Below are 14725 nucleotides of genomic sequence, written 5' to 3'. Positions count from 1 at the left end.
CGCGCCGCTCGCGGATCATTATCCCCGCTCTAGTTCAGGCCGAGCAGCGGGTTTTCGTAGTGCACACCGTAAAATGTGCCCCCTTCGCGCCGCACTAGCAGGACGGTTTCACCTTCCTTAAGCTGCGTATCGGGATCGTGCGGTTCGACCATTACGAAATGCGGCTGTCCGTGCATGTCGATCACTTTCGACCGCGCAGGTGAGCCTGCCTTAGCAGTGCCGATCTGTATTTCGGCATCGCGGCGCACCAGACTGTCCAGACCTACCGCGCTGGTTTCATCCTTGGGTAGCAAGGCACCCACAGGGCGCACCAAAAGACCGTTTACCGGTAGCGTCCCGATACCTGATAACACCGCTGCCAGCCCGGCATGAAGCGGAGCGCCAAGCAGGCTGATCGCCAGCGCCTGACCCGAAACACCGATAGCAGCGAACAACACCAGAAACAGGGTCAGCCAAACCAGAAATGGTACACGGCCCAGTCCGATGAGACTCAGCAGCCCTTCGACAAAGCCGGAGCCGGATATTGCGTCTGGTCCGTCCATATCGGCATCAAGGTTGATATCGACATCTGCATCAGCCCCGAAAAAGTCCGCAAGGCCAAAAATCTGCATGATCGCGACAAAGCCCAAGAGGGCGATAGCGACAGCGAATGGCAGGTTATGCGGCTCCAGCAGACTCATAGAACTGACCCCGCAAAAAAGTGCGCCGCATTACCTGCAACGAACTTGAACGTGACTTTTCCCATGAACGCAGTGTTAATACATGTTGCGCCGAAATAACAGTAAAATCGCACATGCTAATCCTATACTGCGCGTCAAGCATCTTTATTGCTCAAGCACCCTTGTTTTATTGCGCACAAGCCCCATATCAGAGTCTTACGCCGGAGTGATACTTAGCGGCAGAGACTTCAGCCCTCCAACGAATGTGCTCGTTGCGCGGCGTGGATCTCCTGCCAGCTTGACAGTATTGACCCGGTCAAGCAGCACTTCGAACAAGATACGCATCTCCAGCCGGGCCAGATGAAGGCCTAGACATTGATGCGCGCCCGCTCCGAATGCCAGATGCCGGTTTGGCGAGCGGCTCGCATCGAAACGGCGCGGATCGGGAAATTGCGCCGGATCGTGGTTTGCCGCGACGTAATTGATCATCAGCCAATCGCCCGCCTTGATCTGCTGGCCGCCCAATTCGACATCCTCCGCCGCGGTCCGCATGAAATGCTGCACAGGAGAAGTCCACCGGATCGCCTCCTCGACCACGCCGGACAGCAGCGATCTATCCGCTTTCAGCCGCGCCCATTGATCGGGATCTTTGGCTAATGCCTGCATCGCCCCTGCGGTCGAGGCGCTGGTCGTGTCGTGCCCTGCGGTGGCGACGATAATGTAATAACCGGCCATGTCGCGCGGAGGCAGCGGCTTTCCGTCCACCAGCGCGTTGGCAATAACGCTTGCGACGTCATCGGTCGGATTATCGCGGCGCTGCTGCGCAAGATCGGCGAAGTAATCTTCGAACGTCTTGACCGCTCCGGCGACCAGCTGGACTACCTGTTCCGGCGTCATATCGGCCATACCGGTGCCTGACAGGTCGGCATCCTGCCCGCCGAACAATTGCTGTGTCAGCATCTGCATGCGCGGCTCATCTTCCGGCGGCACACCCAGGATCTGCATCACCACGCGCAGCGGGTACGGTCCGGCCACTTCCTTGACGAAATCACAGGTTGGGCCTTGCTCCAGCATCCGGTCCACCGTGCGATGCGCCAGCGCGCGGATCTCGCCTTCGATCCGGGCGAGATTGCGCGGCATAAACCAGTCCTGCGTCAACTTGCGGTATTTTGGATGCACCGGCGCATCGAACACCACCAGCGAATCGACCAGCATGTTGGAACCCGTGGCCGCGCGGCTGAATTCAATCGCCTGTTTGAAGCTAAAGACGACGGGCCGAGGGTTGTTGAGAAACGTCGCATTGTCTTTCGACACGCGCATCGCATCGTCATATCGCGTGATCAGCCAGAACGGATCGAACAGCCCCTCTTGCTCGGGCACAATCTTGGCGACAGGCTGGGTTTCGCGCAGCGTGTCGAACGTGTCGAGCAGCGGGTCCCAACTGGCGTAGGAATGCGGATCGATGATCTGTTTGGCGATGGCGGTCGGCAGGATTGCCGGATCGCCCGCCATCAGCCTGCTGCCCTGGCTTCGTATTCATCGCGCAGTTCGCGTTTGTAGAGTTTGCCATTGGCCTCCCGCGGGAGGTCGGGGCGGAAATCGAACCGTTTAGGCATCTTGATACGCGCCAGTTGTGGCGCCAGAAAATCGCGCAATTCATGCTCCAGCGTGTCGCCAGCCTCGGCCATGTCGACAGGCTGGATCACGGCAACAACCTGTTCGCCAAGATCGGGATCAGGTGCGCCGATGACCGCTGCATCCATCACCTTGTCATGGGTGACAAGCAGGTTTTCGATCTCCTGAGGGTAGATGTTCACGCCGCCGGATATGATCATGTGGCTTTTCCGGTCGGTCAGGAACAGAAATCCTTCACCGTCCAGATGGCCAATATCGCCCAGCGTCATCCAGCCTTTCGTGTGCATCGCCTCGGCCGTTTTCGCAGGGTCATTGTGATATGTCGGCAAGAGCGGGTTTTCAAAGAAGATAAGCCCGCCTTCATCCGGGCCCAGTTCTTCCCCGTCCGGTCCGCAGACATGCACGATGCCATGGATGGCGCGCCCCACGGTTCCGGGATGCGCGGTCCAATCGTCTGAATTGACCAGTGTCATGCCGATCATTTCGCTGCCCGCGTAATATTCGTTCACGATCGGTCCCCACCATTCGATCATCTCCTGCTTGATCGGGACGGGGCACGGCGCGGCGGCGTGGATGGCGCGCTTGTGGCTCGACAGGTCATATCCGCTGCGCTGCTCGGGATCGAGTTTGAGGAACCGCACAAAATGGGTCGGCACCCATTGGCTGTCAGTCACCTTGTAAGTCTCGATCGCCTTAAGCGCCGCTTCGGGATCGAACTTTTCCATCATTACGACAGTCCCGCCCAAACGGTGGATCACCGAACACCAGCCAATCGGTGCCGCGTGATAAAGCGGCGCGGGCGAAAGATAGACTATCGATCCGTCAGCCGGCATCCCCACGCCCATTGTGGCGAGACCGATAAGCGGCACCGGAGCCTCCGGATCGGGGTCTTCGGGCGGCGCGGGGCGGATTCCTTTGGGCCGCCCGGTAGTCCCGGATGAATACAGCATCGTCAGGCCAGCGATTTGATCAGCAACAGCATCGGCACTGTGGCGATCCAGCTCTGCGGCAAAGTCCTCTTCATCGCCTGAATTGAGCACCAGCAGCTCCATATCGGGACATGCCGAGCGGATGTCGGGCAGGATTTCCGCGAAATGCGTGGAGGTCACCAGAAACCGCGATTCGCTGTCGTTGAGAATATAGGCAATTTCGGGCGCGGTCAGCCGGGTGGAGATCGGGGTAAGCATCGTGCCGACCCGTTGTGAACCCCAGATCATCGTGAAAAATTCGATCCGGTTTTCAAGCAACACCGCAAACGCGTCGCCCGGCTTCAAACCCCTTGACCGGAGCAGGTGCGCGAACCGATTGGCTGCCTGGTCCATCTCACCATAGGTCATTTGCGCGCCGCTGCCCGCCATGATCACGGCCGGATGATCAGGTTTTGCGTGCGCGTGCGCGATTGGATGCAAAGTCATGTCTCTCTCCCGCGTGCCGCCGTCAGTGGACGGTCACGATTCCTCTGGCAGAGAACGTAACGGGAGGGGCCGCGCACTCAAGCGAAATCGGACAGCCACCAAACTGCGCGTGACAGATGCAAAACCAGGAGCACCAGGGCGATAAAAAAGGCGGCGGGAAAACCCGCCGCCTATACTCGGACACCCTCTCCAATGTCCGACCCGCTCATCGGCGGGCTAGCTCAATCCGGCGATTATTTACCGCCGGCGCCTGTCAGCCCGCTGTCGGTAGACGCGGCCAACTGCATTTCGGTTTCCACCATATAAGGAATCGGATTCACTGCAACCCCATCGACGCGCACTTCATAATGCAGGTGCGGGCCAGTCGAACGACCAGTCGATCCTACGTAACCGATCACGTCGCCCTTTTGTACATACTCGCCCGCCGCAACGGCGAGGCGGGACATGTGGGCATAACGGGTTTCGAGATCCGCGCCGTGGTCAATGCTGATGTAAAGGCCATAGCTGGAAAACCAGTCTGCACGGCCAATGACACCGTCAGCCGTCGCATAAATCGGTGTGCCGGTCGGCGCGGCCAGATCGACGCCGTTGTGGCGGGCGCGCTTGCGAAGAACGGGATGGTTGCGCATGCCATAATCGCTGGTCATGCGGGCGCCGGCGAGCGGCATACGCGACGGGACAGCGACGGTAGGCTGCTCCATCGGCGAGCCAGGGCCGGCGCTGTCGAGCGCGCTCCAGCTGGCGAAAAGTTGACGGAAACGCGGATCGCCCGAAGTCAGGCTATCGGATTGTGCTTCGCGGATTGGCTCGGCCACATCGGCCGCTGCGTTGGTGGAAGTGTTGGCGGCAGCCGGTGCTGCGGCGGCGAGCATGATGCCTGCGCCAAGCACACCTGCTGCATGCCGAAAATTGCTCTTGAACAGAGAGAACATTATTGACCCGTCCTTTTGCGGGTAAACCCCGCTAACTTTATGTGCCGGCACGATTTTTTCGTACAAAACGTGGAACCATCCCTGCGTTCACACGTAACAACACCATGACTGGGCCCATTTCTGCCCGCTGCGTTGGCGATTGTTATCGGGGCAAAAAGTTAAAGCGCAACTTTTTCATAAAATTCTCGGGACAGACCGGCTGCAAGACGCGCTGAGTCGTTGAATGGCGGCTTTAGGGCTCCTCTAAAGTGGGTCCGAACGAGCTCTTGCCACATCGATTCTGCTGGTTTTTCTGCGTTTTCCGCGCATTTCAGGAAATGTTTGGTGCCAAACGCGACGTGACGAATTTCATCGTCAAGGATGCGACTCAGGATTTTTGCACCGTGTTCGTCGCCCGCCGCAGACACCCGCTCCAACGTCGCCGGGGTAACGTCCAGCCCGCGCGCTTCAAGGACCATCGGCACTACGGCCAGCCGCGCCGCAACGTCGTGACGGGTTGAATACGCAGCCTCCCACAGACCAGCATGGGCCGGCAGCGCGCCGTAAAAACTGCCAAGTCTTTCAAGTTTGCGCGCGAGCAAGGCGAAATGCATCGCCTCATCCGCTGCGACATACAAAAAGTCCGACACAAATTCCTCGCCCATTTCTTCGCCAAACCGGCCAGCCATATCCAGCGCAAGGTCAATGGCGACGAATTCGATATGCGCGAGGCTGTGCCACAGGGCGATGCGCCCCCTATCCGACCCAAACTTTCCGCGTCTGGGCATCTGAGTGGGCGGCAGGAGTTCTGGCGCAGTAGGCCAGGCGGGTTGATCGGGCATTGCAGCATCAAACCGCCATGCAAGCTGCCCCTTGCGCCAGCGCCGCGTGACATCGCGCGCGGCAAAGCATTTTGCGCGCGGGTCTGCCGTCATCAAGGCTGCGCGGATCGTTTCGGCAACGCTTTGCATGACCGCCGCGCCTATTAAAGCGCTTGCGCCGCGGCCAGCACTTCTTCGGCGTGACCTTTGACCTTCACCTTGTTCCAGACCTGCGCGATCTTGCCATTGGCATCCACCAGATAGGTCGAGCGAACCATGCCCATGTAGGTCTTTCCGTACATCTGTTTCTCGGTCCAGATACCCAATGCATCGGACAGACCGCTTTCCTCTGCATCAGTGGCGAGCGGGGTCTTAAGGTCATGTTTGGCGATGAAATTCTGATGCTTTTTCGCGCTGTCCTTGCTCACGCCCAGTAACGCCGTACCAGCGGCATCGAATTGCGGCTTGAGCGCGGTAAAATCTTTCGCCTCTGTCGTGCAGCCGGGCGTGTTGTCTTTAGGGTAGAAGAAAACGACCAACTTCTGCCCTTTGAAATCGGATCGTTTGACGGTGCCGCCATCAGGCGTGCCCATTTCAATGTCCGGCATCGCATCACCGGCTGCGGGGAAATCTGTCATTTGCTGCTCCATCATTCATCTGGCCGTCCAGAAAGCGCGGCCTTAGCTATAAATTTCTTCGCCGAAAACCTCGCTCCAGATACCGGCAACGACTTTCCGCGCCTCGCCCAGGCCCCGTTCCAGCTCTTCGTAGCTGCTCGCATGGCAAGCCTTTGCCATAGCGCGGGCGGCGGATTTGGGCGGTTTGGCTCCGCCGGGGGCGAGCAACCGTCCCGCCACCAGCATCCGCGTCATCAAGGCATGGGCATCCGATGCCGTTTCGGGCAGCAGGCCCGCTGATATGAGGCCGCCCGTGGCAATGCCGAGATCGGGATCAAACGCGTCGGGATGCGCATCGGCCAGCGCATTACCGCCCCGCAATTGCAGGAAGTGGATTGCAAACTCCAGATCGACCAGCCCGCCGCGCAGCAGCTTTACATCCAGCGGTCCGCCCGGCTTTTTGTGCTGCGCCATGTCATGCCGCATTGACGTCAACGCGCTACGCAGTTCGCTCTCATCGCGCGGTTTGCGCACCACATCGTTGACGATCCCGCACAGCTGCGCGGTTGCTTCCCCAGACCCTGCGAGCACGCGCGCCCTTGCCAGCGCCATATGCTCCCACGTCCACGCCGCCTCGTTCTGGTATTTGCCAAAGGCCTCGCAGCTGACCGCCAGCGGCCCCTGCGCGCCTTGCGGCCGCAAGCGGGTATCAACCTCGTATAAAGCGCCCTGCGCCGTCGGGACCGACAGCGCCGCAGTCACCCTGCTGGCCAGCCGATTGAAATAATGCGTGGCCCCCAACGGGCGTTCGCCATCCGACTGGTTCGAAAAATCGCCGGTAAAGACATACACAATGTCGAGATCGGAGGCATGGGTCAAAGCGCCACCGCCCAGCCTGCCCAGCCCCAGCACCATCAGCTCGCTGCCCTCGATCCGCCCATGCGCGCGGGCAAAATCTGCCTCAGCCGTACGGACCGCCAGTTTCAACCCGGCCTCCGCTGTGCGTGACAGGGCGCGGGCAATGTCCAGCGGATCGGCCAGCCCCTCGATTAACTGCACGCCCAGCGCAAAACGGATTTCTCCGGTCACCACCCTGATCGCGTCCAGCATCGCTTCGTAATCGGGGCGGTGGGCGCAGGCCTCCATCCGTTTTGCGATAGTCTCGCCAGATCCGGGCAGCTCGCGCCCATCCTGATCGATCAGCGTGTCGAGCAGCTCGGGTCTGCGCGCCAGTTCATCCGAAAGCCGAGGGGTAAGCGTGAGCGTGGCGACCAGTCGGTCGAGCAATTCCGGTCTCGCATCAAGCAGATGGAACAGCCCGATCGCCGATGAAGCCTCGTCCAGCACGCCCTCCCAGCGCACAATGGCGCGCCTTGGGTCGTCGCTTTCGGCAATCGCATCAAGCAGGCGCGGCAGCACCCGGTCGAACGCCCCGATCGCGGCGGGAGAGCGCAGGGATTGATAGCGGCCATCGCGCCAGCTTTCGATCCTTGCGGTAAGCGCATCTGCATCGACGGAGCTTCGCGCGGCTATCCGCTCGGTCACGGCGGCCGGAGCTGGCGCGGGAACCTCAGCCTGTGTCTGCGCGCCGATCAGGCTTTCGTAAATCAGGCCGGTTCGCTGCGTTAGCGCGGTCAGCTCTTCGACAAGTGTGCTGCCATCATCCAGTCCGTCCAGCCGGGCAACATTATCCAGCGCATCGCCGCCGGGCAAAGTGTGGGTCTGACGGTCGTTCACCATTTGCAGCCGGTGTTCGACCTGTCTCAACCGGTCATAGGCCTCGCCCAGAATGCGCGCGTGATCGCCGTCGATCCGTCCGGCTTTTGCAAGCGCATCCAGCGCCTCCCTTGTCCCGCGCACACGCAGGCTGGGATCGCGCCCGCCGTGGATCAGCTGATGCGTTTGCGCAAAAAATTCGATTTCGCGGATACCGCCCTGCCCGCGTTTTACATCAAATCCGGGCCCGGGCGTGATCGGCCCGTCATAGCTTTCACGGATGCGAAGGGTGAGCGCGCGTATTTCCTCGACCGCACCGAAATCGATTGCGCTGCGCCATACGAACGGCTTGATCGCTTCCAGAAAAGCCTGCCCTGCAATTACATCTCCTGCCGCAGCGCGAGCGCGGACAAATGCAGCGCGCTCCCAAGCAAGGGCCGCGCCCTGATAATGCGCCAGCGCCGATCCATAAGGCACCGCCATGGGGCTGATTTCGCTGGCGGGGCGCAGGCGCAAATCGACCCGCAGAACGTAACCCTCGCCCGTGTTTTCGCTCAGCAATTTTACAACGCGCCGTGCATATCGCTGCGCCGCTTCGCCGGGGTCGTCGCTGTCACGGCAGCGCAGTGTTTCAGGATCGTAGAGCAGGATCGGGTCGATATCGGATGAATAGTTAAGCTCGCCCGCCCCCTGTTTGCCCAGCGCCAGCGCAATGAACCCGGATGGATCATCGCGCCCCGTCCGCTCTTCGATAGCAGCGCGGATGGCCCGGTCGAGCGCGCGGTCCGCAAAATCGGTCAGCGCGCCGACAACCTCTGCCAGCGAAAGCGCACCGGCGAGATCGCCAATTGCAATCGCCGCGGCCATAGCGGATCGTTCGCGGCGCAGCCCCTTGCCCACGTCGCCAGCTTGACCGATTTCGCGCGCTTTTGCCAAAGCCGCATCCAACGCCCCCTCCACCAGAAGCGCGCGCAGATCAGGCTGCCGCGACAGTGCCCTAGCCAGAAACGGGGAATGCGCCTCAGCCCGGGCAATTGCGCCCTGCCAATCACCGCCCCGATCACCCTGTCTGCTGCCGCTCATGCGGGCATCTCTTGCAGCGGGCTGCGCGCTCTGCAAGAGATGCCCGCAGTATTTTGGCGCAAGCCACGGACGAGAGGACATTTTCAAGATGATGAAACGCGCGATTGGCTTTAGCGGCCTGATTGCAGGCGCGCTGGCCCTGGCGGCCTGTGACGGCATGATGGCCGGGGGAGAGACTGCGCCGGAGCTAGACATCCCAGAGGTAGAGGCAGGCGACCTGTCCGAAGCGACAATGATCGACGTCACGCGCGAACTTTCCAGCGACGAATTCGAAGGGCGTATGCCTGGCACTATCGGCGAGGAAAAAACCGTTGCACTGCTGACCGAGCGGTTTGAGGCGGCGGGCCTCCAGCCGGGCAATTCCGGCAGCTGGGTGCAGGAAGTGCCTCTGGTGGAAATCACTGGCAGCAATTTCGCGCCGCTCACCATCACCAATGGCGAAACCGATCTGGTGTATGATTTCGGCAGCGAATGGGTCGGCGTGACTTACCGCGAAGACGCGCAAACCCAGCTGGCCAATAGCGAGCTGGTGTTCGTCGGATACGGTATCAACGCGCCGGAGCGTGACTGGAACGATTACGAAGGCATCGATGTCGAGGGCAAAACCGTCGTCATCCTCGTCAACGATCCCGATTATGAGACGCCGGGCCTCGAAGGGCCGTTCAACGGTAAAGCAATGACGTTTTATGGCCGCTGGACCTACAAATATGAGGAAGCCGCGCGTCAGGGCGCTGCCGCTGCGTTGATCGTACATGACACGGCGCCAGCCAGCTATGGCTGGAATGTCGTCGAAAGCTCATGGTCGGGTCCGCAGGCCTATGCCGCGCGGGGCGATAATGCGCCGCCGATGACGTCGATCAATGGCTGGATCCAGAAAGAGGTTGCAGCCGAAATCCTGTCTTCGCGCGGGTTCGATCTGGCCGAGCTTTCTGCTCAGGCGAAAACGCAGGATTTCGAAGCGGTCGAGCTGGGCATCACTGCCTCGACCAGTTTCCAGAACGATATCCGCACTTTCACCTCGCAAAATGTAATCGGTATTCTGCCGGGCAGCGAAGCGCCTGAAGAGTACGTTCTGCACACCGCGCACTGGGATCACCTTGGCCGGTGCAAAGCGGCGCCCGATGGCGATGACATCTGCAACGGCGCGGTCGACAACGCGACCGGCACTGCGGCTTTGGTCGCTCTCGCGGAGGCGCACGCTAAGGCGGGGGCGGCAAGCCGCAGTCTCGTGTTTCTGGCGGTGACGGCGGAGGAATCCGGTCTGCTCGGCGCGTATTATTATGCCTCGAACCCGGTGTTTCCGCTCGACCAGACCGTTGGCGGGATCAACATGGATGCGTTTCAGGTTGCCGGCCCGGCCAAGGACGTGACAGTCGTTGGTCCGGGCAAATCGCAGCTTGATGCGTTCATGAATGCCGCGCTTGAGGCGGATGGCCGCGTCGCGACCCCCAATCCCAAGCCGGAGGCAGGCTATTACTACCGTTCCGATCACTTTGCCTTCGCCAAACAGGGTGTGCCGATGCTGTATATTGATGGCGGCGAAGACCTCATCGATGGCGGCACCAAGGCAGGCGCTGCGGTAGCGGCGGAATATACCGAAAACCGCTATCACGGTCCGAAAGACGAATTTAACGAGGACTGGGACTGGTCAGGCGTGATGGCCGACCTGCAGCTATATTACCGCATCGGACGCAGCATGGCGATGAGCTCAAGCTGGCCGAACTGGAACGATGGCGATGAATTCCGCGCCATCCGTGATGAAAGCTGCGCGGGCGCCGAAACCGGCTGTTGATCGCGCAGTGACGACAAAAGGGAGCCGGTCCATGGCGCAAATCCTGATGCCGCCCGAATGGGCTCCGCAGGATTGGCTGTGGATCGGCTTCCCGCATCTGGCCGATGAATGGCCGGGTTATCTGGGGCGTGCGCAAGAACAGATCGCCGCGTTCGCCAATGCTGTCGCAGAGAGCGGGCAGGACGTCCGGTTGTTGGTGAGGGAGGGTGCCAATGCCGCCCGCGCAGCCGAACTCGTCAGCGCCAAGGTCAGGATTGAGCCGCGCATTTTTGGCGACATCTGGCTGCGCGATACCGGCCCGCTGATCGTGCATCATGGCGCAACGCGCGCGGCGCGCCGGTTTGCGTTCAACGGCTGGGGCGGCAAATACGAGATGCCGGGCGATGAAAGCATCGGGGCAGAGCTGGCGCGCGACGCGGACCTGCCACTGGGCACGTCGCCAATGGTCCTTGAAGGCGGGGCGATTGAGGGCGACGGAACCGGTCTGGTGGCCACGACCGAACAATGCCTGCTCAACCCCAATCGCAATCCGCACATGGACCGCGACGATATCGAAAGCGAGCTTGCCCAAACGCTTGGATTTAACCGGATGCTTTGGCTGGGCGACGGGCTGATCAATGACCACACCGATGGGCATGTCGATAACCTTGCGCGCTTTGTTGCACCGGGCCGGATCGCAGTGCCCGAGGCTGCTGGTCCAGATGATCCGAATGCCGCGATTTACGAGGATGCGGCCCGCCGCGCTGCCGATTTCGGTGTGGAAGTGGTGCGGATTCCGTCGCCGGGATTGATCGAGCGGGATGAAGCCATCGAACCTGCCAGCTACGTCAATTTCGCTGTGACCTCGCATCTGGTCGTGGTGCCCACATTCGGGTCACCCCGCGATGCAGACGGAGTGTCGGCGATTGGCAGGCTGTTCCCGGACCGAGATTGCATCGGACTGCCCGCCGATGCGGTGCTGGCAGGCGGCGGCGGTTTCCACTGTGCCAGCCAGCAAATGCCTGCTGCGCAGGTCTGACTGCAGACAGCCTTAACCTTCCGTTAGGATTTGGCGGCGAAAATGGCGGTATGACCAAAGCTATCGCTCTTTCGAAAACCGCCCTGGACGCAGCCAATGCGCGCCGCGCCGAGATTGCGCAGAGCGTTGCTGTCATCGCTTTGGCTGCGGCCTTGATCTTTGCAGGCCAGCCAGTCCCGCTTTGATGTAAGCGTCAGGCGAGTTTCGCCAACGCGCCCAGCGCAGCAGCGCCCAGCACCGCTGCAGTGGCCACTTGCCATTGCCGCGACGACACGCGCCCGAAAGCCCGGTGCCCGGCCCAGTCGCCGATCAGAACAAACGGAAAAAGCGCCGCCGCCAGCGCCGCTTCGCGCCATGACCCCATGCCGAGCGCAATGAAGAACAGCGCCGAAATCGGTGTGGTCACCACAAAAACCGCCATCATGGATGCGCGCGCTCCAGCCGGGGGCAGACTGCCCCGAAGGTAGAACGGTGCCATTCCCGGCCCGGGCATCCCGGCAAATCCTCCGAAGAACCCCGTGGCCGCGCCCGATATGGCGAGCACCGGCTTGCGCGGTAGTGCCATTTTGCCGAGCGGGACGACAACCAGCACGAACGCTCCTAGCGAAACGAGTGCGATCAGAACCCGCGCCCAGTCAGGCGGCAAGGCAGCGAGCGCCCACAGGCCCAGCGGCATGAAGATCAGCGCGATTGCGATAATTGCCGCCGCCGACCTGTCCGCATCGCGCCGTATGCGCCCAATGTCGGCCAGCCCGGCAAGGAACAGGGAGATCAGGCCAATCAGAACAGCGGCGGCTGGCTCGATAGCCAATTGCAGGACCGGGACCAGCACGACCGATAGACCGAAACCTGCCAGCCCCCGCACAAATCCCGCCGCGACCGCTGCCAGCGCAGCCGCGATCAATGCCTCGATCCCGAACCCGAAAATCGCCTGAAAGCCCTATTCGGCGAGGTCTGGCGGTGTGGCCGCTTTTGAAAGGAAGCTGGCCGCCTCTTCGAGTGACATGACCCGTTGATCCTTTTCGCCCAGTGTCCTCATCGTCACCTTGCCCTCTTCGGCTTCGCGCTTCCCGACGACCAGAATATGCGGCACCTTGGCAAGCGAGTGTTCGCGGACCTTGTAATTGATCTTCTCATTGCGAAGATCGCTTTTCACGCGCAGTCCGGCTGCGGCCAGCTTGGCCTCGACCTCTCCGGCATAGTCATTGATATCGGACACAATCGGCGCGATGACCGCTTGAACCGGCGACAGCCAGACCGGAAGGCGGCCTGCATAATGTTCGATCAGGATACCGATGAACCGTTCATACGAACCGAAGATCGCGCGGTGCAGCATGACGGGGCGATGCTTGCCGCCATCCTCTCCAACAAACGTCGCGTCGAGACGATCGGGCAGCACGCGGTCGGATTGGATTGTCCCGACCTGCCACGTCCGCCCGATTGCGTCTGTCAGGTGCCATTCCAGCTTGGGCGCGTAAAACGCACCTTCGCCCGGCAATTCCTCCCAGCCGTAATCATCGTTGTCCATGCCCGCTTCGGCTACGGCGTCGCGCAATTCCTGTTCCGCCTTGTCCCAATCCGCGTCTGATCCGAACCGCTTCTCAGGCCGAGTGGCGAGCTTCACATGATAGGTGAAACCAAAGTCACGGTAGACCTCGTCGGCGAGCTTGCAGAACTTGCGCACTTCCTCGACGACCTGATCTTCGGTGCAGAAGATGTGGGCGTCGTCCTGCGTGAACTGGCGCACCCGCATCAGACCGTGCAGCGCGCCGTGCGGTTCGTTGCGGTGGCAGCAGCCCATCTCGCCAAGGCGGATCGGCAGGTCGCGGTAAGACGTGATGCCCTGTTTGAACACAATGACATGCGCGGGGCAGTTCATCGGCTTTATCGCCATCCAGTTGGCATCGTCCTCGACCGATGGTTTGGCCGCTCCATCGCCGTCTTCGTCGACCTGCGGCACCATGTCGGGCACGGCAAACATGTTTTCGGCGTATTTGCCCCAGTGGCCTGATTGCTCCCACTGGCGCACATCCATCAGCTGCGGCGTCTTGATCTCGCGGTATCCGCCGCCGTCCATCTTGCGGCGCATATACGCCTCCAGCTCGCGCCAGATGCGGTAGCCTTTCGGATGCCAGAATACAGAACCGTGCGCCTCTTCCTGGAGGTGGAACAGATCCATTTCCCGGCCCAGCTTGCGGTGATCGCGCTTTGCGGCTTCTTCCAGCCGGTTAAGGTGGGCGTTCAGCTGTTTCTTGTTGAGCCAGCCTGTGCCGTAAATGCGCGTAAGCTGTGCATTTTTCTGGTCGCCGCGCCAATACGCGCCGGCCACCCGCATCAGCTTGAACGCTTGCGGATCGAGTTTGCCGGTGGAGGGAAGGTGCGGGCCGCGGCACATATCGAGCCAGTCATCGCCTGACCAGTACACCGTCAGCTCTTCGTTCTCGGGAAGCTCTTTGGCCCATTCAGCCTTGAATGCCTCGCCTTCCGATTCCCATTTTTCAATCAGCTGTTCACGCGTCCACGCCTCGCGCCGCAGCGGTTTGTCCGCCTTGATGATCTCGCGCATCTTCTCTTCGATCGCGGGCAGATCTTCGCTGCTGAACGGTTCGCGGTTCGCCGGGGCCATGACGTCGTAATAGAACCCGTCTTCGGTCGCCGGGCCAAACGTAATTTGCGTGCCGGGATAAAGCGCCTGCACCGCCTCGGCCAGAATGTGCGCGTAATCGTGCCGCGCCAGCTCCAGCGCGTCCTCTTCGTCGCGCGAGGTGATCAGCGCCAGTTCGCTATCGCCGTCAAATGGCCGGCCCAGATCGCGCACCTCGCCGTTTACACGTGCAGCCAAAGCGGCCTTCGCAAGGCCCGGACCAATCGCGGCGGCGACATCGGCAGGGCTGCTGCCCGGCTCCATTTCGCGCACCGATCCATCGGGCAGGCTGATCTTGAGCAGTTCGGTCATCGTGTATCCAAATCCGGTTTTATTACGCTTTGAGCCGCAGGGACCATTGGCCCTTTGGCACAGCAAAGCGCGCGCTTGAAGCGGCGTTTGCGAGAATTACCG

12 protein-coding genes are annotated in these 14725 nt (G+C 61.0%); 3 read left to right on the top strand and 9 right to left on the bottom strand.

From position 1 onward, the window contains the following. Positions 1-29: 29 nt before the first annotated feature. The 7 genes from ACGHU1_RS10755 to glnE form a co-directional block, all read right to left on the bottom strand. Positions 30-680 carry a YqiJ family protein gene (locus ACGHU1_RS10755; protein WP_390586757.1) on the bottom strand — a complete coding sequence of 217 codons (651 nt, stop codon included), beginning with the start codon at positions 678-680 and terminating at the stop codon, positions 30-32. A gap of 195 nt (positions 681-875) precedes the next feature. Beyond that, on the bottom strand, positions 876-2171 hold the full coding sequence (locus ACGHU1_RS10750; RefSeq protein ID WP_390586753.1) for a cytochrome P450: 1296 nt from the start codon (positions 2169-2171) through the stop codon (positions 876-878). Beyond that, positions 2171-3709 (bottom strand): acyl-CoA synthetase, encoded by a 1539-nt coding sequence (locus ACGHU1_RS10745; RefSeq protein WP_390586750.1) that lies wholly within the window; start codon positions 3707-3709, stop codon positions 2171-2173. Before ACGHU1_RS10745 ends, ACGHU1_RS10750 begins: the two co-directional genes overlap by 1 nt. Positions 3710-3942: 233 nt before the next feature. Further along, positions 3943-4641, bottom strand: coding sequence for a M23 family metallopeptidase (locus tag ACGHU1_RS10740; RefSeq protein ID WP_390586748.1), 699 nt, complete (start codon positions 4639-4641; stop codon positions 3943-3945). Between the two features lie 158 nt (positions 4642-4799). Further along, entirely contained in the window at positions 4800-5591 is a 792-nt protein-coding gene (locus tag ACGHU1_RS10735; RefSeq protein ID WP_390586745.1) for a ferritin-like domain-containing protein, read from the bottom strand. A gap of 14 nt (positions 5592-5605) precedes the next feature. Beyond that, positions 5606-6079 (bottom strand): peroxiredoxin, encoded by a 474-nt coding sequence (locus ACGHU1_RS10730; protein ID WP_390586743.1) that lies wholly within the window; start codon positions 6077-6079, stop codon positions 5606-5608. Between the two features lie 42 nt (positions 6080-6121). Beyond that, positions 6122-8857, bottom strand: a complete 2736-nt coding sequence (glnE, locus tag ACGHU1_RS10725) for a bifunctional [glutamate--ammonia ligase]-adenylyl-L-tyrosine phosphorylase/[glutamate--ammonia-ligase] adenylyltransferase (RefSeq protein WP_390586740.1) — start codon at positions 8855-8857, stop codon at positions 6122-6124. A gap of 88 nt (positions 8858-8945) precedes the next feature. Between glnE and ACGHU1_RS10720 the strand changes: the two genes are divergently transcribed. Genes ACGHU1_RS10720 through ACGHU1_RS10710 form a run of 3 tightly spaced genes read left to right on the top strand, consistent with a single transcriptional unit; the run spans position 8946 to position 11852 of the window. Next, entirely contained in the window at positions 8946-10649 is a 1704-nt protein-coding gene (locus tag ACGHU1_RS10720; protein WP_390586737.1) for a M28 family metallopeptidase, read from the top strand. A gap of 31 nt (positions 10650-10680) precedes the next feature. Further along, positions 10681-11667: an agmatine deiminase family protein gene (locus tag ACGHU1_RS10715; RefSeq protein ID WP_390586736.1), complete on the top strand. Its 987-nt coding sequence runs from the start codon at positions 10681-10683 to the stop codon at positions 11665-11667. Positions 11668-11717: 50 nt separating this feature from the next. Next, entirely contained in the window at positions 11718-11852 is a 135-nt protein-coding gene (locus ACGHU1_RS10710) for a hypothetical protein (protein WP_390586734.1), read from the top strand. Between the two features lie 8 nt (positions 11853-11860). On the opposite strand, the gene ACGHU1_RS10705 is transcribed toward ACGHU1_RS10710, so the two are convergent. Continuing rightward, positions 11861-12571, bottom strand: a complete 711-nt coding sequence (locus ACGHU1_RS10705; protein ID WP_390586730.1) for a TSUP family transporter — start codon at positions 12569-12571, stop codon at positions 11861-11863. A gap of 36 nt (positions 12572-12607) precedes the next feature. Further along, on the bottom strand, positions 12608-14623 hold the full coding sequence (gene thrS, locus ACGHU1_RS10700; RefSeq protein ID WP_390586727.1) for a threonine--tRNA ligase: 2016 nt from the start codon (positions 14621-14623) through the stop codon (positions 12608-12610). Positions 14624-14725: the final 102 nt, after the last annotated feature.

It is taken from the genome of Erythrobacter sp. MTPC3 (assembly GCF_042854385.1).
Taxonomy (GTDB): domain Bacteria; phylum Pseudomonadota; class Alphaproteobacteria; order Sphingomonadales; family Sphingomonadaceae; genus Erythrobacter.
Note: the sequence above shows the minus strand (reverse complement) of the source record. Positions and strands in the feature narration are given on the sequence as shown.